The sequence below is a fragment of the Streptococcus sp. SG1 genome, from assembly GCF_030439935.1.
GTDB lineage: Bacteria > Bacillota > Bacilli > Lactobacillales > Streptococcaceae > Streptococcus > Streptococcus gordonii.
Genome location: NZ_JAQFJC010000007.1, coordinates 87,477 through 102,003, shown reverse-complemented (window position 1 = coordinate 102,003; position 14,527 = coordinate 87,477). Strand labels below are relative to the sequence as shown.

General features: G+C 41.1%; 16 protein-coding genes. 13 read left to right on the top strand and 3 right to left on the bottom strand.

Going from position 1 to position 14,527, the window contains the following annotated elements; genetic code table 11:
- The first annotated feature begins 35 nt into the window (after positions 1-35).
- The 7 genes from PCY06_RS07345 to PCY06_RS07315 all read left to right on the top strand — a co-directional run bounded on the left by PCY06_RS07345 (position 36) and on the right by PCY06_RS07315 (position 7,075).
- A complete protein-coding gene (locus PCY06_RS07345; RefSeq protein WP_081102620.1) occupies positions 36-1,862 on the top strand; it encodes a beta-galactosidase in 1,827 nt (608 codons plus the stop codon).
- A complete protein-coding gene (locus PCY06_RS07340; RefSeq protein ID WP_008808079.1) occupies positions 1,859-2,335 on the top strand; it encodes a PTS system mannose/fructose/N-acetylgalactosamine-transporter subunit IIB in 477 nt (158 codons plus the stop codon). Before PCY06_RS07345 ends, PCY06_RS07340 begins: the two co-directional genes overlap by 4 nt.
- A gap of 26 nt (positions 2,336-2,361) precedes the next feature.
- Entirely contained in the window at positions 2,362-3,276 is a 915-nt protein-coding gene (locus tag PCY06_RS07335) for a PTS mannose/fructose/sorbose/N-acetylgalactosamine transporter subunit IIC (RefSeq protein WP_008808080.1), read from the top strand.
- Positions 3,263-4,084: a PTS system mannose/fructose/sorbose family transporter subunit IID gene (locus PCY06_RS07330; RefSeq protein ID WP_008808081.1), complete on the top strand. Its 822-nt coding sequence runs from the start codon at positions 3,263-3,265 to the stop codon at positions 4,082-4,084. The genes PCY06_RS07335 and PCY06_RS07330 overlap by 14 nt, the downstream gene beginning before the upstream one ends.
- Before the next feature lie 11 nt (positions 4,085-4,095).
- The gene (locus PCY06_RS07325) at positions 4,096-4,503 is read left to right on the top strand and encodes a PTS sugar transporter subunit IIA (protein WP_008808082.1); all 408 of its coding nucleotides are present in this window, start codon (positions 4,096-4,098) and stop codon (positions 4,501-4,503) included.
- Positions 4,504-4,653: 150 nt separating this feature from the next.
- A complete protein-coding gene (locus tag PCY06_RS07320; RefSeq protein ID WP_082307310.1) occupies positions 4,654-5,817 on the top strand; it encodes an SIS domain-containing protein in 1,164 nt (387 codons plus the stop codon).
- A gap of 223 nt (positions 5,818-6,040) precedes the next feature.
- Positions 6,041-7,075, top strand: a complete 1,035-nt coding sequence (locus PCY06_RS07315) for an aldose epimerase family protein (protein WP_061596344.1) — start codon at positions 6,041-6,043, stop codon at positions 7,073-7,075.
- A gap of 95 nt (positions 7,076-7,170) precedes the next feature.
- Here the strand turns inward: PCY06_RS07315 and PCY06_RS07310 are convergent, their stop codons facing one another.
- From PCY06_RS07310 to PCY06_RS07300, 3 genes are read right to left on the bottom strand one after another with little or no spacing between them, the layout of a single operon-like run.
- Positions 7,171-8,184 (bottom strand): DUF4097 family beta strand repeat-containing protein, encoded by a 1,014-nt coding sequence (locus tag PCY06_RS07310; RefSeq protein ID WP_061596342.1) that lies wholly within the window; start codon positions 8,182-8,184, stop codon positions 7,171-7,173.
- On the bottom strand, positions 8,177-8,761 hold the full coding sequence (locus tag PCY06_RS07305) for a DUF1700 domain-containing protein (RefSeq protein ID WP_061596340.1): 585 nt from the start codon (positions 8,759-8,761) through the stop codon (positions 8,177-8,179). Before PCY06_RS07305 ends, PCY06_RS07310 begins: the two co-directional genes overlap by 8 nt.
- Positions 8,748-9,077 (bottom strand): PadR family transcriptional regulator, encoded by a 330-nt coding sequence (locus tag PCY06_RS07300; protein ID WP_061596338.1) that lies wholly within the window; start codon positions 9,075-9,077, stop codon positions 8,748-8,750. Before PCY06_RS07300 ends, PCY06_RS07305 begins: the two co-directional genes overlap by 14 nt.
- Before the next feature lie 209 nt (positions 9,078-9,286).
- On the opposite strand from PCY06_RS07300, the gene PCY06_RS07295 reads away from it, so the two are divergent.
- From PCY06_RS07295 to PCY06_RS07270, 6 genes are all read left to right on the top strand, one after another.
- Positions 9,287-9,418, top strand: a complete 132-nt coding sequence (locus tag PCY06_RS07295; protein ID WP_011999604.1) for a teichoic acid D-Ala incorporation-associated protein DltX — start codon at positions 9,287-9,289, stop codon at positions 9,416-9,418.
- Between the two features lie 21 nt (positions 9,419-9,439).
- Entirely contained in the window at positions 9,440-10,987 is a 1,548-nt protein-coding gene (dltA, locus tag PCY06_RS07290) for a D-alanine--poly(phosphoribitol) ligase subunit DltA (RefSeq protein WP_082307309.1), read from the top strand.
- Positions 10,984-12,231 (top strand): D-alanyl-lipoteichoic acid biosynthesis protein DltB, encoded by a 1,248-nt coding sequence (dltB, locus tag PCY06_RS07285; RefSeq protein ID WP_082307308.1) that lies wholly within the window; start codon positions 10,984-10,986, stop codon positions 12,229-12,231. Before dltA ends, dltB begins: the two co-directional genes overlap by 4 nt.
- Before the next feature lie 20 nt (positions 12,232-12,251).
- Positions 12,252-12,491 (top strand): D-alanine--poly(phosphoribitol) ligase subunit DltC, encoded by a 240-nt coding sequence (gene dltC, locus PCY06_RS07280; protein WP_005591431.1) that lies wholly within the window; start codon positions 12,252-12,254, stop codon positions 12,489-12,491.
- Positions 12,484-13,752 carry a D-alanyl-lipoteichoic acid biosynthesis protein DltD gene (dltD, locus tag PCY06_RS07275; protein ID WP_061596333.1) on the top strand — a complete coding sequence of 423 codons (1,269 nt, stop codon included), beginning with the start codon at positions 12,484-12,486 and terminating at the stop codon, positions 13,750-13,752. The genes dltC and dltD overlap by 8 nt, the downstream gene beginning before the upstream one ends.
- A 109-nt stretch (positions 13,753-13,861) precedes the next feature.
- Positions 13,862-14,347, top strand: a complete 486-nt coding sequence (locus PCY06_RS07270; protein WP_105165100.1) for a GNAT family N-acetyltransferase — start codon at positions 13,862-13,864, stop codon at positions 14,345-14,347.
- The last annotated feature ends 180 nt before the right edge of the window (positions 14,348-14,527 follow it).

Sequence of the window (14,527 nt, the reverse complement as noted above, 5' to 3'; positions counted from 1 at the left end):
ATTGACTTTTTTTCAAAATATTATTATATTAATTAATGAAAGAGTTTTCTTTGAAAGAGGGTGGGCGTTTGGAAAGATTTGAAGTGTCTGATAATTTTCTACTAGATCAGAAGCCATTTAAGATTTTATCGGGTGCAATCCACTACTTTCGAGTGCATCCAGATGACTGGCATCATTCGCTTTACAACTTAAAAGCTTTAGGATTTAATACGGTTGAGACTTATGTTCCTTGGAATGTACATGAGCCCGAGAAGGGACGGTTCAATTTTCAAGGACAGTTGGACTTAGAAAGGTTCTTGCAGATAGCTCAAGACTTAGGACTTTACGCTATTGTTCGACCGTCGCCTTTCATCTGTGCAGAGTGGGAGTTTGGTGGCTTACCAGCTTGGCTCTTGACAGAAGACATGAGGATTCGTTCATCTGATCCCAGATTTATTGAGGCTGTAGCGGCTTACTACGATGAACTGCTTCCTCGCTTAACGCCTAGATTATTGGATCGGGGTGGCAATATTCTCATGATGCAGGTTGAGAATGAGTATGGTTCCTATGGTGAGGATAAAGCTTATCTCAGAGCTGTCAGAGACCTAATGATAGAGCGAGGCGTAACCTGTCCACTCTTTACCTCAGATGGCCCTTGGCGAGCAACTTTAGAAGCAGGTACACTGATTGATGAGGATTTGTTGGTTACTGGAAACTTTGGTTCTCGAGCAGATGAAAATTTTGCTTCGATGAAAGAATTTTTCCAAGAGCATGACAAGAAGTGGCCACTCATGTGTATGGAATTTTGGGACGGCTGGTTTAATCGTTGGAAGGAACCTATTATTACAAGGGATCCTGAGGAATTAGCAGAAGCCGTTCATGAGGTTCTCAAGCAAGGTTCGATCAATCTTTATATGTTTCATGGGGGAACCAACTTTGGTTTCATGAATGGTTGTTCAGCGCGTGGAACAATTGATCTCCCACAAGTCACTTCCTATGACTACGATGCCTTGCTAAATGAAGCTGGAAATCCAACACCCAAGTATTTTGCAGTTCAAAAGATGTTAAAGACTTATTACCCAGAATTCCCACAAATGGAACCTCTGGTGAAAGGCAGCTTTGAACAAAAAAATATTTCCTTGAGCGACAAGGTTAGTTTGTTTGAAACTTTGGCGGATTTGGCAGAACCTGTTCAAAGTCTCTATCCTAAAAAGATGGAGGAACTAGGACAGAACTACGGTTATCTACTCTATCATACAGAAGCTGACTGGGATGCAGATCAAGAAAAGATTCGTATTATTGACGGTCGCGATCGGATGCAACTTTTTGTAGACCAAGAACATATTGCTACCCAATATCAAACTGAAATTGGTGCAGATATCTTTGTCGATAGACAGGTCAAAACGAAGCATAGTATTGACATCCTCGTAGAAAATATGGGTCGAGTCAACTACGGCCATAAACTCTTGGCAGATACTCAGAGAAAAGGTATCCGAACAGGAATCTGCAAGGACTTACACTTCATGCTAGATTGGCAACATTACTGCCTTACTTTAGATCAACCTGAAAAGATTGACTTTTCAAAAGAATGGTACCCGGGGCATCCAGCTTTCTATGCCTTTGATTTTAACCTAGAAATGAAAGCGCTTAAAGACACCTATCTTGATTTGACAGACTTTGGGAAAGGCGTCGCTTTTATCAATGGAGTCAATATTGGGCGTTTCTGGAATGTCGGGCCAACCTTATCTCTTTATATTCCTCATGGCCTTCTAAAGGAAGGAGCAAACCGTATCATTATTTTTGAGACGGAAGGGGAATTTAAAGATTCTATTCATCTTGTTAACCAACCTACATTTAAAAATATAAAGGGGGAAAATTTATGACAATCGTAGGGAATCGAATCGACGGACGTCTGATTCATGGACAAGTAGCCAATCTTTGGACTACTAAGCTTAATGTGACACGCATCATGGTAATTGATGACGAAGTGGCACAAAATGATATTGAAAAGAGCGGGCTCAAGTTGGCAACACCGCCAGGAGTGAAGCTCAGCATTCTGCCAATCGCTAAAGCAGCAGAAAATATCTTGGCTGGAAAATATGACTCACAACGACTCTTTATCGTTGCTCGTAAACCAGACCGTTTCCTTCGTTTGGTAGAGGCTGGTGTGCCACTAGAAACACTTAATGTCGGAAATATGTCTCAGTCAGACGAAACTCGTCCAATCACTCGCTCCATCAATGTGGTTGATGCGGATGTGGAAGCTTTCCACAAACTGCATGAAAAAGGCGTGAAGCTGACAGCTCAGATGGTTCCAAATGATCCGGTTGCGGATTTTATGAATTTGTTAAAATAAGGAAAAATTTTTAGGAGGTCTTTGTCATGATACAATGGTGGCAAATTTTACTACTCACTCTGTACTCAGCTTATCAAATCTGCGATGAGTTGACGATCGTTTCATCAGCAGGCTCACCAGTCTTTGCTGGTTTCATTACAGGACTTGTCATGGGAGATTTAGGGACAGGTCTCGTTATCGGAGCTTCTCTTCAATTGACAGTACTCGGTGTTGGTACTTTCGGTGGAGCTTCTCGTATTGACGCGACTTCTGGTGCCGTTCTTGCAACTGCCTTCTCAGTAGCACAAGGTATCAAACCAGAAATTGCGATTTCAACTATTGCCGTTCCAGTAGCAGGTCTTTTGACTTATGCGGATATCCTTGGTCGGATGAGTACAACTGCCTTTGCACACCGTATTGATGCTGCAATCGAACGCTTTGACTATAAAGGAATTGAACGCAACTATCTCCTTGGTGCTCTTCCTTGGGCTCTCTCTCGTGCCCTTCCAGTCTTCTTAGCTCTTGCTTTTGGTGGTGCTTTTGTTCAATCTATTGTAGACTTTGTTGAACAATATAAATGGATTGCGAATGGTTTGACCCTTGCAGGACGTATGCTTCCAGGTCTTGGATTCGCCATCTTGCTTCACTACTTGCCTGTGAAACGTCACCTTCACTATCTTGCTCTTGGTTTTGGCTTGACAGCAATGTTAACAGTGCTCTACAGCAACGTTCAAAGTGTTGGTACTGCCGTTTCAGCAATGCTTGGAACAGATGCTTTTGCAAAACTTCCAAAAGAACAAATGGTTGCCTTCACAAACAACTTCAAATCTGTATCTATGATCGGGGTTGCCATCATTGGTATCTTCCTTGCAGTGCAACACTTTAAAAACAACCAACGTACGGTTGTAGCTGCTCCAGCAAGCAATGTAGAAAGCGGGGAAATTGAAGATGACGAATTCTAAGAACTACAAACTCACTAAAGAGGATTTCAAACAAATCAACAAACGTAGCCTTTTCACCTTCCAATTGGGTTGGAACTACGAACGGATGCAGGCTTCTGGTTACCTTTATATGCTCTTGCCTCAGTTACGTAAAATGTACGGTGATGGCACTCCAGAATTGAAAGAAATGATGAAATTGCATACGCAATTCTTCAATACTTCACCATTCTTCCACACCATTATCACTGGTTTTGATTTGGCCTTGGAAGAAAAAGACGGTGTCAACTCTAAAGATGCAGTTAACGGGATCAAGACAGGTCTCATGGGACCATTTGCCCCTCTTGGAGACTCTATCTTTGGATCTTTGGTTCCAGCTATTATGGGATCTATCGCAGCAACAATCGCGTCACAAGGTCAACCATGGGGTATTTTCCTTTGGATCGCGGTAGCAGTAGCCTATGATATCTTCCGTTGGAAACAGTTGGAATTTGCTTATAAAGAAGGTACCAACTTAATCAACAACATGCAAAGTACCTTGACAGCTTTGATCGAAGCTGCTTCTGTACTTGGTATCTTCATGGTCGGTGCCTTGATCGCGTCTATGATCAATGTCGATGTATCATGGATGCCACACATCGGGGACAAAGCTATCGATATCCAAGACATGCTTAACTTGATCTTCCCACGTTTGGTTCCAGCTATCATCACAGGTGTAATCTATTGGTTGCTTGGACGTAAGGGTATGAACTCTACAAAAGCTATCTTGCTCATCATTCTTGCAGCAGTTGCTTTCTCAGCATTCGGTCATTTCTTCTTTGGAATGGCGTAATGGAGTAATTTATGAGTAAGCAATTAGTATTAATTAGCCACGGTCGTTTCTGTGAAGAGTTAAAACACAGTACAGAGATGATAATGGGCCCACAAGAGTCCATCCATAGTGTTGCCTTGCTTCCAGAAGAAGGACCAGACGATTTTTTGGCAAAATTTTTAGATACTATCAAAGATTTTGATGACTATCTGGTATTTGCAGATCTTTTGGGAGGCACACCATGTAATGTTGTTAGTCGCTTGATTATGGAAGGTAAAGAAATTGAACTCTATGCTGGTATGAATTTACCAATGGTGATTGAGTTTATCAATTCTTCCTTGATCGGCGCCGACAGCAACTATCAAGAAAAAGCGGCCGAAAGCATTGTTAAAGTCAACGACCTCTTAGCAGGACTTGCTGACGATGATGAAGACGAGTAGGCAGGTGTCGAAAAAAGTCTTGTAGACACCAGTCACTATTTAGGGTTTTATAGACTACAAATGAGGGGAGAGGGAGCTTTTCCTCTCCTCTTTTTTAAAAATAAATGTTTGAAAACATTCGAATAAAATAGAAAGGAAACAAAAAAGAAAATGCTTAATTATTCAAGAGAGCAATTAGTAGACTTAGGAGCTGAAATCACCACGCGCGAAATCCACCAACAACCACAAGTTTGGCAGGCAGCCTTCGATGCTTATAGAGCTCACCAAACTGAAATTGAGGCTTTCATAGACTCGATTGATGGTAAATACGACTATGTCAAGGTTATCTTTACTGGGGCGGGTACTTCAGCCTACGTGGGGGATACTTTGATTCCCTATCTCAGAAGTATTTACGATGAGCGAAAATGGAATTTTAACTCGGTTGCGACAACGGATATTGTAGCCAATCCTTTGACTCATTTGCGTAAGGATGTTCCGACAGTCTTGGTTTCCTTTGCCCGTAGTGGTAATTCTCCTGAGAGTGTAGCAACAGTCGATTTAGCTAAACAGTTGGTAGATGAGCTTTATCAGGTAACAATTACCTGTGCAGCAGAAGGGAAATTAGCCCAGCAGGCTCATGGGGACGATAGAAACCTGCTCTTGCTCCAACCTTCTCCATCCAACGACGCTGGTTTTGCTATGACGTCGAGCTTTACTTCTATGATGCTAACGGCTTTACTGGTCTTTGATAAATCCGAACTTGCAGTAAAAGAGGAAAAAGTTGCGTCTTTGATTGCCTTAAGTCAGCAAACTTTAGACCGAGTAGATGAGATTCAAAATTTGGTAAACTTAGACTTCAATCGTGTAATCTATCTTGGAGCAGGCCCCTTCTTTGGTCTAGCCCATGAAGCTCAATTGAAGATTCTAGAGTTAACAGCCGGCCAAGTGGCAACAATGTATGAAAGTCCAGTCGGCTTCCGACATGGACCAAAATCTTTGGTCAATGAGCAGACAATTGTCCTGGTTTTTGGATCGACAGATCCATATACCAAGCAATACGACCTAGATTTAGTCAGAGAAGTTGCTGGGGATGAGATTGCCCGCAAGGTCATTTTGCTGACAGACAAGGCAGAAGGATTGGCAAAAGTAGAAGAAGTAGAAATGGCAAGTGAATTACTGGATGATATCTATCGGACCTTCCCTTATATCATTTATGGCCAGCTTTTTGCTTTGCTTACTTCTTTGAAAGTTAAAAATCGACCAGATACACCTTCGCCAACTGGTACAGTTAACCGTGTTGTGCAGGGAGTTGTTATTCATCCCTTTGCTAAATAGGAAAAGAGGATTAGTTGTAGTGCTTGGCTCTACTCAATAGGATTTAAGCGAACAAGATTCTTTCGAAAAGTGCCCATTGCTGGTTTGATAAAGTAGAAGAAACTCTTTAATAAGTAGGTGTTTTTAGGATGGGTACTGTGTTATAGTAAAAGAAGTATGGGATAGGAATTGCTAAAGAAGATTCTGATTTCCCTCTTTTACATTTTCATCACAAGGAGTTATTATGAAATCGTATCAAAAAGATCTATTTGGAGAGTTTCAAGGGCAAAACATTTTTCGCTTCACCTTTGAAAACGATCTGGGCTATCGTCTCAGTGTTATGAACTATGGAGCGACGATCCTGGAATACCAAACACCAGATAAAAAAGGCCAGTTTGCTAATGTTATTTTAGGATTTGATCAATTTGAAGATTATATTGGCAATAGCCCTAAACATGGAGCCAGTATTGGACCTGTAGCTGGTCGAATTGCCGGGGCAAGTTTTGAATTGGGTGGAGAAACCTATCACCTGGAAGCCAACAATTGTCAAAACTGCAATCACAGTGGATCGACTGGTTGGGACAGTGCTGTTTTTCAAGTGGAAGAAGTCACTGACGAAGGCCTAGTCCTTTTTACAGAAAGAGCAGATGGGACTGGAGGTTTTCCAGGTCATCTCAAGGTTTGGATTTCTTATACACTTTCTGAAAAAGGGGAGCTGGAAATTTCTTATCAGGTACAAACTGACCGAGATACCCTTATCAATCCAACCAACCATAGCTATTTTAATCTTTCAGCTGATTTTGCTCAGACCATTGATGACCATGTCTTTCAGGTAGATAGCTTGGGGGTTTATCCAATTGCGGCGGATGGAGTACCAGCTAAAGAGGTAGAAACAAGTGATTTTGTAAAGCATCTGCAGCAAGCTATGCTCCTGAAGGACCTCTTTGCTGAAAAGGATGAGCAGGTTCGATTGGTGTCAGGCCTAGATCATCCTTTTGCACTGAAGCCAGGACATGAAACGGCAGGCTTCCTCTATCATCAGGAATCCGGGCGTTTCTTGACCTTTAAGACAGAGGCGCCATGTTTGGTAGTCTATACCGCAAATTGTGTTGATGAAGAAATTCGTTTTGCTGGTCAGACAATGAAACAGCACAATGGAGTAGCGCTTGAAATGCAGGCTCTTCCTGATGCTATACATAGCCATCAGAAAGACCAGGTCATTGTTAGGGCTGGTCAGGAGTTTACCAGCACAACCACTTATCATGCAATTGCTAAATAAAAAATAGGCAGGGATAGATATCCCGGTCTATTTTTTTATGTATTCATATCCATCCACAGACGGATGCAGTTTTTGGTGGAAGTGTTAAAATAATTTTACTCAGCAACAGACAGCTCGATACTTCCGGCGCTATCTCTTACAAAAACTTTTCCGCTACTCTTATCCAGTTGGCGTTTCAGTTTAGAACCAACCTCGTCATTTTCACCTGTGATAGATTGAAAATTGTGGGGGACAGTGATGCTACCCATGCTTGTTTCTATATCAAATGAAAGAGTTTCAAGGCTTTCTTTGACTAAGTTTAGCTGAATATCACCTAAGCTATTGTCAATATTGATATCACCTGACAGAGTGAGTTGCTGAGAGTTAATGCTACCTGATGAAAGCTTAATTGTGCTATCTGATAGCTTACTTTTATTTAGGTTGATATCCCCTAGAGAACTTGCTAAATACCCTTTTTCAACAGTAGTGTTATCGATAGTCACACTGCCTGATGAGAGCTTAAGATCCAATTTTTGGATGGTCAGATCAGATAAAGAGACATCTCCAAGAGAATTCGATAAGTCTCCCGTGGAAATCGTACTGTTTTTGACGGTTAGGCTGCCTGCTGAAAGACTAAGGTCTAATTTTTGAACGGACAAGCCAGATAGGGAAACGTCACCTAGACTGCTGTTGCCTTTAAGGGTTGAAAGTTTTGTTCCCTTAGGTAGGCTGAGGGTAACCGTTGAACGCCCTCCTTCGTTGTCAAAAAAGTTCAAGATAGAACGGATGCCACTGCTCCAGCCGAAAGTTATCAGGGGCCTTGGTTGCTGAATCTTTAAGGTTCCTTGATTGGCTGAGGTAACAATTCGCTCAGAAGCTTCCTTGCCTTGATAATAGGTCAAATGTGTTTTATCATCTTCTGATTCTTCAATGACTAGGTTTCGATTTCCGAGATCGATATCCAGAGCAGAAATATCGGAGAAGTCCTCTGTCTTTTTACTGTATTTGGTATGATTGGCTTGCAACAAGTGGTTTATGCCACCAGTTGCAGTTCCTGTAGCAATCAAAGCACCTCCTAGTAGACATGCTGAGATTCCGACAGTTAGTAATGTTTTTTTCCAGTTAGGCATGGCGTGCTCCTTTCTTTGAAAGTCGTTTCGCTAGCTTGATAAAGTTGTTTTTGGTGAACTGTATGAGCGGTGAAACACCTAAAGCGCAGAAAGCGGATAGTCCAAAACCTAGAAGGCTGATTCCAATAGTAAGTAGGAAACTAGGAATCGAAACTCCTAGTGAGATGGTCAGGCTGTCCCAGATCGAGCTGATACCAAAGACAAAAAAGGCGAAAGAGCCGATAGCTAGGACAAAAGCAAAAACTCCAATCAAGAAGAAGAAGACAAAGACTAAAATAGCGACGACCAGAGCCAGCGGAATAGCTAGAGGTGCTGCTAGAATAGATAGGATAGCAATTTGGATAACATTCTTAGTATTCTTTGGCTCGTCTTCTTCTATGATCTTATCTAAGAGGTTGACCATGATTTCATGTGCGGCTTCACGAGGACTGCCGAGTTCGGCTATGACTTGGGATTCATTTTCAGGACCTGCTTCATCAAAATACTCAACAAAGTAGTCCATAGCTTCTTGATAATCGTGTCTGGGGAGTTTCTTCAGATATTTATCTAACTGAGCGAGATATTCAGTTCTTGTCATGATGGATGTTCCCTTCTATAATATTGTTGATTGTACTAATATACTGATTCCATTCTTCTCTGAGCTTGTTGAGCTGGTCGAGCCCCGAACCTGTGAGAGAATAATATTTTCTTTTACGACCTTGAAACTCTTGTGAGTAGGTGGTTAGGTAGCTATTCTTTTCTAATTTTTTCAGAATTGGGTAAAGAGTGGACTCTTTGATATTGGCTAACAATTTAATGGTCTGGCTGATTTCATAACCGTAGGAATCTTCTTTTTCTACGAGAGCCAAAATGAGAAACTCAATTAGGGCTGATGAGGTTGGGAAGTAATACACATTTTTTCCTCCTTTATCAATATAAAAAATATTTATATATAATTATTTTATATATAAATTATATACATAATAAAATGACTTGTCAAGAAAATATATAAAAATTTTATATATAAATTTTTTCACTTAGAAACAAAATAGATTTAGGATTGAAAACTGAGTGAATAAAATGGTAAAATAGAGTATATTTATTGAATGATTTGGAATGAAGAATGAAAAAACATCAAACAATTTACACTTTTTTGTGGAGAACCCTGCTTTATTTTGTTATCTTTTTAGCACTTCTCTATTTCTTTAGTTACCTGGGCCAAGGCCAGGGTGGCTTTATTTACAATGAATTTTAAGATTAAAAGAGGTATCCTTTCGTGACGAATACGACCATTAACGATATGATCGAAACAATTGAGCACTATGCTCAGACACAACCAGACTTCCCTGTATACAATGTATTGGGGGAGGTTCATACATACGCTGACTTGAAGGCTGATTCAGATTCGCTAGCAGCTAAGATTGACAGTCTAGGTCTACCTGCTAAATCTCCCGTTGTGGTCTATGGGGGCCAAGAGTATGAGATGCTTGCGACCTTTGTAGCCTTGACCAAGTCAGGTCATGCTTATATTCCGATTGATAGTCATTCAGCTTTGGAGCGCGTGGCAGCAATTGTAGAAGTTGCTGAGCCAAGCTTGATCATTGCAATTGCAGACTTTCCTATGGAAGTAACTGTTCCAAGCCTGAGTTTAACAGAATTACAGGCAAGCTTTGCTCAAAAGATAGCTTATGAAATCACTCATTCTGTCAAGGGAGATGATAATTACTACATCATCTTTACCTCTGGAACAACAGGAAAACCCAAAGGTGTTCAAATTTCCCATGACAATTTGCTGAGCTTTACCAACTGGATGATTACGGATAAAGAGTTCGCAACGCCTGCGCAACCGCAAATGTTGGCTCAGCCACCTTACTCTTTTGACTTGTCTGTGATGTACTGGGCACCGACTCTGGCTTTGGGAGGAACGCTGTTTGCACTTCCAAGTGCTATTACGCAAGACTTTAAGCAACTCTTTGAAACTATTTTGAGCTTGCCGATTGCTATCTGGACCTCAACACCATCTTTTGCAGATATGGCCATGCTCTCAGATGATTTCAATAGCCAAAAGATGCCAGGACTGACTCATTTCTACTTTGATGGAGAAGAGTTGACGGTTAAGACAGCTCAAAAACTGCGTGACCGTTTCCCAAATGCTCGTATCATCAATGCCTATGGACCGACGGAAGCGACAGTGGCTTTATCAGCTGTAGCTGTTACAGATGAAATGCTAGCTACCATGAAACGTCTGCCAATCGGCTATACTAAGGAAGATTCTCCAACCTTTATCATTGATGAAAACGGCCAGAAGCTTCCGAATGGTGAGCAAGGAGAAATCATCGTATCTGGTCCAGCAGTTTCTAAAGGCTATATGAACAATCCAGAAAAAACAGCAGAGGCTTTCTTTGAATTTGAAGGCTTGCCTGCTTATCATACTGGAGATGTGGGTTCCATGACTGATGAAGGACTCTTGCTTTACGGCGGTCGGATGGATTTCCAAATTAAGTTTAATGGCTACCGCATCGAGCTGGAGGATGTTTCACAAAATCTTAATAAATCAAAATACATTGATTCAGCAGTGGCTGTGCCTCGCTATAACAAGGACCACAAGGTACAAAATCTTTTGGCCTATGTTATCTTAAAAGATGGGGTGGCAGAACAGTTTGAGCGTGAGATTGATATTACAAAAGCTATTAAGGAAGACTTGGAAGATATCATGATGTCTTATATGATGCCATCTAAATTCCTTTATCGTGAATCTTTACCTCTGACACCTAATGGTAAGATCGATATCAAGGGCTTAATCAGCGAGGTCAATAACCGATGATGGAAATTTTAAAACAACTTCCTCACCTGGAACCTTATGGCGATCCCCAATATTTTGTTTACATTATTTTAGCAGTTCTACCTATCTTCATCGGGCTCTTCTTTAAAAAAAGATTTCCGCTTTATGAAGTATTGGTCAGCCTGGCCTTCATCGTCTTTATGTTGGTAGGCCCCGACCTGACTCAGTTTCTCGCCTTTATCTTTTACGTAGTTTGGCAGACCTTCTGGCTCTTTCTTTACAAGTTTTATCGGAAAAGATGGGATAATAAGTGGGTCTTCTATCTGCACGTTTTCTTGGCAATTTTGCCCTTAACGATTGTGAAAGTCACACCAGCTATTCAAGATCACCATCAATCTTTGCTAGGTTTTCTAGGGATCTCCTACCTGACCTTCCGCTCTGTTGGTATGATGATGGAGCTACGAGATGGGGCTCTGACAGACTTTAGTCTTTGGGAGTTTTTGCGCTTCATGCTCTTTATGCCCACCTTCTCTAGTGGGCCGATTGATCGCTTCAAACGTTTCAATGAAGATTATGTTCAGATTCCTGACCGAGAAGAACTTCTTAATATGCTTGAGAAAGCCGTGCACTATATCATGCTAGGTTTCTTGTATAAGTTTGTCCTGGCTCATATCTTTGGACATTTGCTTTTGGGACATGTCAAGACCTATGCACTTTATACAGGCGGTTTCTTCAACTTAGGAGCACTGGGCGTTATGTATGTCTTTGGTTTGGATCTCTTTTTCGACTTTGCAGGCTATTCTATGTTTGCGGTGGCCATTTCCTATCTAATGGGGATTAAGAGTCCGATTAACTTTGACAAACCCTTTCTCTCTCGGGATTTAAAGGAATTTTGGAATCGTTGGCACATGAGTCTGTCCTTCTGGTTCCGTGACTTCGTCTTTATGCGAATAGTCATGGTCCTGATGCGCAATAAGGTCTTTAAAAACCGAAACGTTACCTCGGGAGTGGCTTATTTGATCAACATGACCATCATGGGCTTTTGGCATGGTGTAACCTGGTATTATGTGGCTTATGGAGTTTTCCATGGCTTTGGTCTGATTATTAATGATGCTTGGATTCGCAAGAAAAAGACCATCAATAAAGAAAGAAAGGTCAAAGGCTTGGCACCTTTACCAGATAACAAATGGACTCAAGCTCTTGGTATGGTTATTACCTTCCATGTTGTTATGCTGTCATTCTTAATCTTCTCAGGATTTTTGAATGATCTTTGGTTTAAAAAATAAAAATAAATGAGGAAAATACAATGGATGTAAAAGCAGAAGTAATCGAAATTATCGATGAATTATTTATGGAAGATGTCTCTGACATGATGGATGAAGATTTGTTCGATGCAGGTGTCCTAGATAGCATGGGAACAGTTGAATTGATTGTAGAATTGGAAAATCGTTTTGATATTCGTGTACCTGTTTCTGAATTTGGTCGCGATGACTGGAATACGGCCAATAAAATCGTTGAAGGTGTAACGGAGCTTCGTAATGCTTAAACGATTATGGCTGATTTTGGGGCCAGTTTTTTGTGCGCTACTGATGGTAGTTGCCTTGCTATTTTTCTATCCGATTAACTACAATCATAATTATGAGAGTGAAAAGCGTTCAGCCGTCACTTTAACGGCAGAAAATTTCAAAAATCGAACCCAAAAGAGTAAGGCTTTGACTGATGAAGAACATCGTTTTGTCCCTTTCTTTGGTTCGAGTGAATGGCTACGCTTTGACAGTCTGCACCCGGCTGTTTTAGCAGAAAAATATGACCGTTCTTACCGACCTTATTTCTTAGGTCAACGTGGAGCGGCCTCTCTCAATCAGTACTTTGGTATGCAGCAGATCCTGCCACAACTGGAAAATAAAACAGCTGTCTATGTGGTATCCCCCCAGTGGTTTACCAAGAAGGGATATGATGCTTCGGCTTTCCAGCAATACTTTAATAGTGATCAGCTGACCAGCTTTTTGAGGCAACAGAGCGGGGATCGTGCCGCCCAATACGCAGCGCAGCGTCTACTGCAGCTTTATCCTAACATTGCTATGAAAGATAATGTTCAAAAATTGGCCAATAGGCAAAAATTGACGAGTTTTGATCGTTCTTTTATCCGTTTTATGGCACGGATCAATCGGCGAGAGGATGCTTTTTTCAGCAATTTTGTCGCAGCTAATAACGACAATTATGAAAAATTTGTATTGTCTAAGCTGAAGAATCTGCCAGACAAATTTTCTTATGATGCCTTGGAAGAGGTCGGAACAGAAGAAGCTAAGAAAAACACTAGTAGCAATGATCTTGGAATTGAAAACAAATTCTATAAGAATCGTCTAAAAAGAGCCTTGAAACGTCTCAAGGGTTCTCAGCGGAATCTATCCTATGTGCAATCTCCTGAATACAATGATTTGCAATTGGCTCTGGATCAGTTTGCTAAATCTAAGACCAATGTTCTCTTTGTGATTCCTCCGGTCAATGCCAAATGGATGGAATATACGGGGCTGAGTCAAGAAAAGTATCAGCAGGCTGTTGAGAAAATCAAATATCAGCTGACCGAACAAGGTTTTAATAACATTGCTGATTTTTCGAAGGATGGCGATAAGTCTTACTTTATGCAGGACACCATCCATATGGGTTGGCTAGGTTGGCTTGCTTTTGATAAGGTCGTGGATCCATTTGTGGCAAATCCACAGCCTGCGCCGGCTTACAAGCTCAATGACCGTTTCTTTAGTCCGGAATGGGCCCAATATACTGGTGAACCAGAAGAATTTAAATAGTATTCTTTCAAGATGGGGACTGGGACAAGAATGTTTCAGTCTCCTTTCTTATAATGTAATGATTGGAAAGGATCAAGAAGCTAGCCATCATTCAATAAAGGAGGAAAAGATGAAGATACGTCTATCCAAAGAAGAAGATTTAAAAGCTATCATGGAGATTTATGATCTGGCTCGCAAGTTTATGAAAGAGCAAGGAAATCCAACTCAGTGGGGAGAGGATTATCCTAGCAAACTTTTAATAGAAGCAGATATAAGCTCTCATCAGTCCTTTGTTGTAGAGGAGGATGGAAAGATAGTTGGGACTTTCGCTTTTATCATAGGAGAGGATCCAACTTATCAAGTCATTGAAAAGGGAGCTTGGCGTTCGACAGCGTCTTATGGAACGATCCATCGTATCGCTTCAAACGGCCAAGTCAAAGGTATAGCTCATCAGGTTTTTGATTTTTGCTATCAGGAGATCCCCCATCTACGTATCGATACTCATGCAGATAATAAGCCCATGCAAGCAGCTATCTTGTCTTATGGCTTTACTGAGTGCGGCATCATTTACGTCGCAGACGGAAGTCCTCGGTTAGCTTATGATTACTATCGGTAAATGAAGGCATCTGCTGAGGAGCAGATGTTTTTTTCAAGAAAAGGACTTGGCGATATTACTAGCTTTCTGCCTCTCAAATTTTTTCATACCGGTTTTTGGGTGCTCTTTCGTCTTACCTCTTTTAAAAAATTTGCCGACTTATTTGAAGATAGGGTGAGAAAATGATGTTATTTTAAGAAA